This window comes from uncultured Streptococcus sp., from assembly GCF_901875575.1.
In the GTDB taxonomy this organism is placed as follows: domain Bacteria; phylum Bacillota; class Bacilli; order Lactobacillales; family Streptococcaceae; genus Streptococcus.
In genome coordinates, this window is sequence record NZ_CABFMF010000027.1 from 1 (window position 1) to 3890 (window position 3890).

Consider the following 3890-nt stretch of genomic DNA (forward strand, 5'->3'; position numbering starts at 1 on the left):
TTTTTCATCTAAGCCCTTGACGCAGTCGCTGTCTGGTTTGAAATACGCTTTACCAAGCTCTTTCAAACCTAGTCATCGTTGCGGGGGTGAGACTACGAAATCGAACTCTTCGAGTTACCGGACCTTCTCTCACTTTTTTATTTCAAGGTGAGAGGCTGAAAACCTCCACTGGAGGTTCCTCATTTTCTTATTTCTAAACTCGGGGTAAAAAGGTCCCCCGGACCTTCTTCGCTTTCTCATTTCTAGGCTCAGGCTGAAAACCTCCACTGGAGGTTTTCACTCCCAAAAGTCATCAAATACGGTGATTGGTAGGTGGCGTTTATGTTGGCCTTTGTGCCACCAGTTTTCAATAGTCGCTTGAGCTTCTGTGCTGATTGTTTTACCTTCTAGGTAGTCGTCAATCTCTTCATAAGTGACTCCGAGGGCTACTTCGTCAGCTAGGCCTGGTTTGTCTTCTTCTAGGTCTGCTGTTGGGATTTTTTCATAAAGGGCTGGGTCTGCACCGAGTTCCTGCAAGAGTTGTTTTCCTTGACGTTTATTGAGGCGGTAAAGAGGAAGAATATCCGCACCACCGTCACCAAACTTGGTAAAAAAGCCTGTGATATTTTCCGCAGCATGGTCTGTTCCAATGACCGCTCCGCTATGGGAACCAGCAAGGGCATACTGAGCAATCATACGGCAACGAGCCTTGATATTGCCCTTGTTGAAGTCCGAAACAGGACTACCTGTTGCTTCGACCGCAACTGTCATGGCATCTGCCGATTCCTTGATATTAACTACCAAGCTGACATCTGGCTGGATAAAGGCTAGGGCTTTTTGAGCATCTGCTTCATCGGCTTGTACTCCGTATGGCAAGCGGACAGCGATAAATTTGTAGCGGTCATCCCCTGTTTCAGCTCGCATTTCTTCCATGGCTAATTGAGCCAAGCGACCTGCTAAGGTAGAGTCTTGACCACCAGAAATTCCCAACACAAAACTTTTAAGAAAAGGATGTTTTTTCAGATATCTTTTTAAGAAATCAATAGAACGACGGATTTCTTCTTGACTATCAATTACAGGTTTGACACCCAGCTCTTGGATAATGGTTTCTTGCAAAGTCATTCTTCTTCTCCTTCGCCGAGGGCTTCCTTACGCATTTTGTCTATCAAGTCCATCTTGTCCTGCCATACATCACGCGCCAAATCCACTGGATAATGCTGCGGATTGAGCACACGCTTGTACTCATCCCAAAGCTTGTCAAATTCCTTACGAGCATAGTCCTGAATCTCAGTCAAACTAGGCAAGCTGTAAATCAATTTTCCGTCCTTGAAAATATCCACCAATAGAGGAACAGCATCAAAATTACGAACGGTCTTCTTGATGTAGGTATAAGTCGGATGGAACATCTTGATTTCTGTCATGCTGGCAACATCTACACCATCATAGGTAATGTAGTCGCCTTCTGACTTACCTTTTTCACGACTGGTAATGCGCCACACTTGCTTCTTACCTGGCGTAGACACTTTTTCAGCATTACTAGACAGCTTGATGGTGTTGCGCATGTTCCCATTTTCATCTTCAATCGCAACAATCTTGTAAACTGCCCCAAGAGCTGGCTGGTCATAAGCTGTAATCAGCTTGGTTCCCACACCCCAGACATCAATCTTGGCCTTTTGCATCTTGAGATTGAGGATAGTATTTTCGTCCAAATCATTAGAAGCATAAATCTTAGCCTCTGTAAATCCAGCCTCGTCCAGTTGCTGACGGACTTTCTTGGAAATATAGGCAATATCCCCAGAGTCAATCCGCACACCCATAAAGTTAATCTGGTCACCCAGCTCACGTGCCACCTGAATGGCAGCGGGTACCCCAATGCGAAGGGTGTCATAGGTGTCCACAAGAAAGACGCAATTTTTGTGGGTCGCAGCATAAGCCTTAAAAGCCTCATAGTCATTACCATAAACCTGTACCAAAGAATGAGCATGAGTACCCAAAACAGGAATATTAAAGAGTTTACCAGCACGCACGTTGCTAGTTCCATTGGCGCCACCAATCACTGCTGCGCGTGTTCCCCAGATAGCCGCATCCATCTCTTGAGCCCGACGTGTCCCAAACTCCATCAAGGGTTCATCTTCGATAACCGAACGAATACGAGCTGCCTTGGTCGCCACCAAGGTCTGGTAGTTGACGATGTTCAAAAGAGCCGTTTCGACCAACTGACATTGGGCTAGAGGGCCTTCCACCTGCACAATAGGCTCATTAGCAAAAACCAAGTCCCCTTCTTGGGCAGAACGAACGGTCAACTCCAACTTTAAATTGCGGAGATAGTCCAAAAATGCCCCATGATAGCCTAGCGACTCCAAATAGGCAATATCACTATCTGAAAAACGCAAGTCTTCAAGATAACTTACAATTCTTTCCAAACCAGCAAAAACCGCATAGCCATTCTTAAAAGGCTCTTGGCGGAAATACACCTCAAAGACAGCCTTTTTATTGTGAATCCCTTGGTCAAAGTAAACCTGCATCATGTTGATCTGGTACAAGTCCGTGTGCAATGTCAAACTATCATCTGGATACATACTTTTTCTACTTCCTTAGCTAGAAACACATGAAAATTTTCAAGAACTTTCATGTATTCCAATAAATTAGTACTATTATATCACATTTTAGCTGGATTGAGAAAAGAGTAACAAGCTATTCTCCACTCTCCAGTTCATCCATGTCTTGCTCAAACTTTTTCTGAGCCCATTCGCCATAGCTCTTCAGACCGAGATTGCCAATAAAGACCCAGGGAAGGTAAATGACATAGGTAATAGCCCAAGCAGACAGGTATTTAACGTTCAAAGGATTGTGCTGATAAATTTCTATGTTGAATTGATAATTCTGTAACATTAAAAGAGCCGTAATAGCCAAGGTTAGGAAAAAACAACCCAAAATCGTAAAATGAAAACGACTATAGTAGGTCACTCCCAGATAACGGGCACGATTGAAAAAGAAGAAAATTCCTACTATCAGAGTATAGACTAGAAAATTCGGATTAAAAAGAGAGGGAGCTAATACAGCCACCAAATAGCTTAAAAGCACAAGTCCAATGAAGAGGGTAAAGGATTCCGCTCCAGCTTTATTGATTAGTTGCTCTTCTCTTTCGTCAAGTAATTGATAATGAATGAATTTAGTTACCATCTTCTTCCTCCCAAAATAGTTGGTCTAGGGTTTTCCCTAAACATCTGCAAATGGACTGACAGAGTGAGAGACTGGGATTGTATTTTCCCGCCTCTATCAAACCAATAGTCTGGCGAGTCACCCCAACAGCCTCTGCCAATTGACCTTGAGTTAAATCAAGCTCTACCCGAGCTAATTTTAATTTTAAATTTTTAGCCACCTGCGTCCTCCTTATAGTTTTAATACTCATATACTCTTAAAAAATCCAAAACCAACACAAGCTGTCAGCTATTTATTATAACCTCATTAATTAGCACTCCAATATTATCTTCAGCCTAAAATCAGTATGTTAGATTGTTTGAAATAAACTTTCTAGTTTGCTATTTGATTTTTTGTTTAGTATTAGCTTTAGTAGGGTCTTTTAAACGAGTTTTGATTGCTTGTATTTCTTGTTTAGTTTAGTTGCTTTCATATCACTATTATATAATGCTTTTGGAAATGAGTCTAGCATAAGACAAAAACGTGGTAAACAGCAAGAGCAGGAGCATAGCAAGATGACTGATTTTTTTGCTGGATTTTAAGTCTGCAAAATAATACTAAATAAAACTAAAGTGAACACTCCTTGCTTTTCTTGAGAGTGAAAAAATACAATAAAATGATTGTAGTGATCACCACAAGATACTGACTAATAGACATCGTATTTGAAGCAACAAATACAGGTAAGGAATAAAAAGGAAGAAGTTCAATTG

4 protein-coding genes are annotated in these 3890 nt (G+C 41.8%); all 4 read right to left on the reverse strand.

The annotated features are described in order from the left end of the window. Positions 1-276 precede the first annotated feature (276 nt). The 4 genes from nadE to QZ114_RS06875 all read right to left on the reverse strand — a co-directional run bounded on the left by nadE (position 277) and on the right by QZ114_RS06875 (position 3361). Positions 277-1101: an ammonia-dependent NAD(+) synthetase gene (nadE, locus tag QZ114_RS06860; protein ID WP_295501343.1), complete on the reverse strand. Its 825-nt coding sequence runs from the start codon at positions 1099-1101 to the stop codon at positions 277-279. Next, positions 1098-2558: a nicotinate phosphoribosyltransferase gene (locus QZ114_RS06865; RefSeq protein ID WP_295501346.1), complete on the reverse strand. Its 1461-nt coding sequence runs from the start codon at positions 2556-2558 to the stop codon at positions 1098-1100. Before QZ114_RS06865 ends, nadE begins: the two co-directional genes overlap by 4 nt. Before the next feature lie 115 nt (positions 2559-2673). Next, positions 2674-3162, reverse strand: coding sequence for a DUF6773 family protein (locus tag QZ114_RS06870; protein WP_295501349.1), 489 nt, complete (start codon positions 3160-3162; stop codon positions 2674-2676). Next, positions 3152-3361 (reverse strand): helix-turn-helix transcriptional regulator, encoded by a 210-nt coding sequence (locus tag QZ114_RS06875; RefSeq protein WP_173875948.1) that lies wholly within the window; start codon positions 3359-3361, stop codon positions 3152-3154. The genes QZ114_RS06870 and QZ114_RS06875 overlap by 11 nt, the downstream gene beginning before the upstream one ends. Positions 3362-3890: the final 529 nt, after the last annotated feature.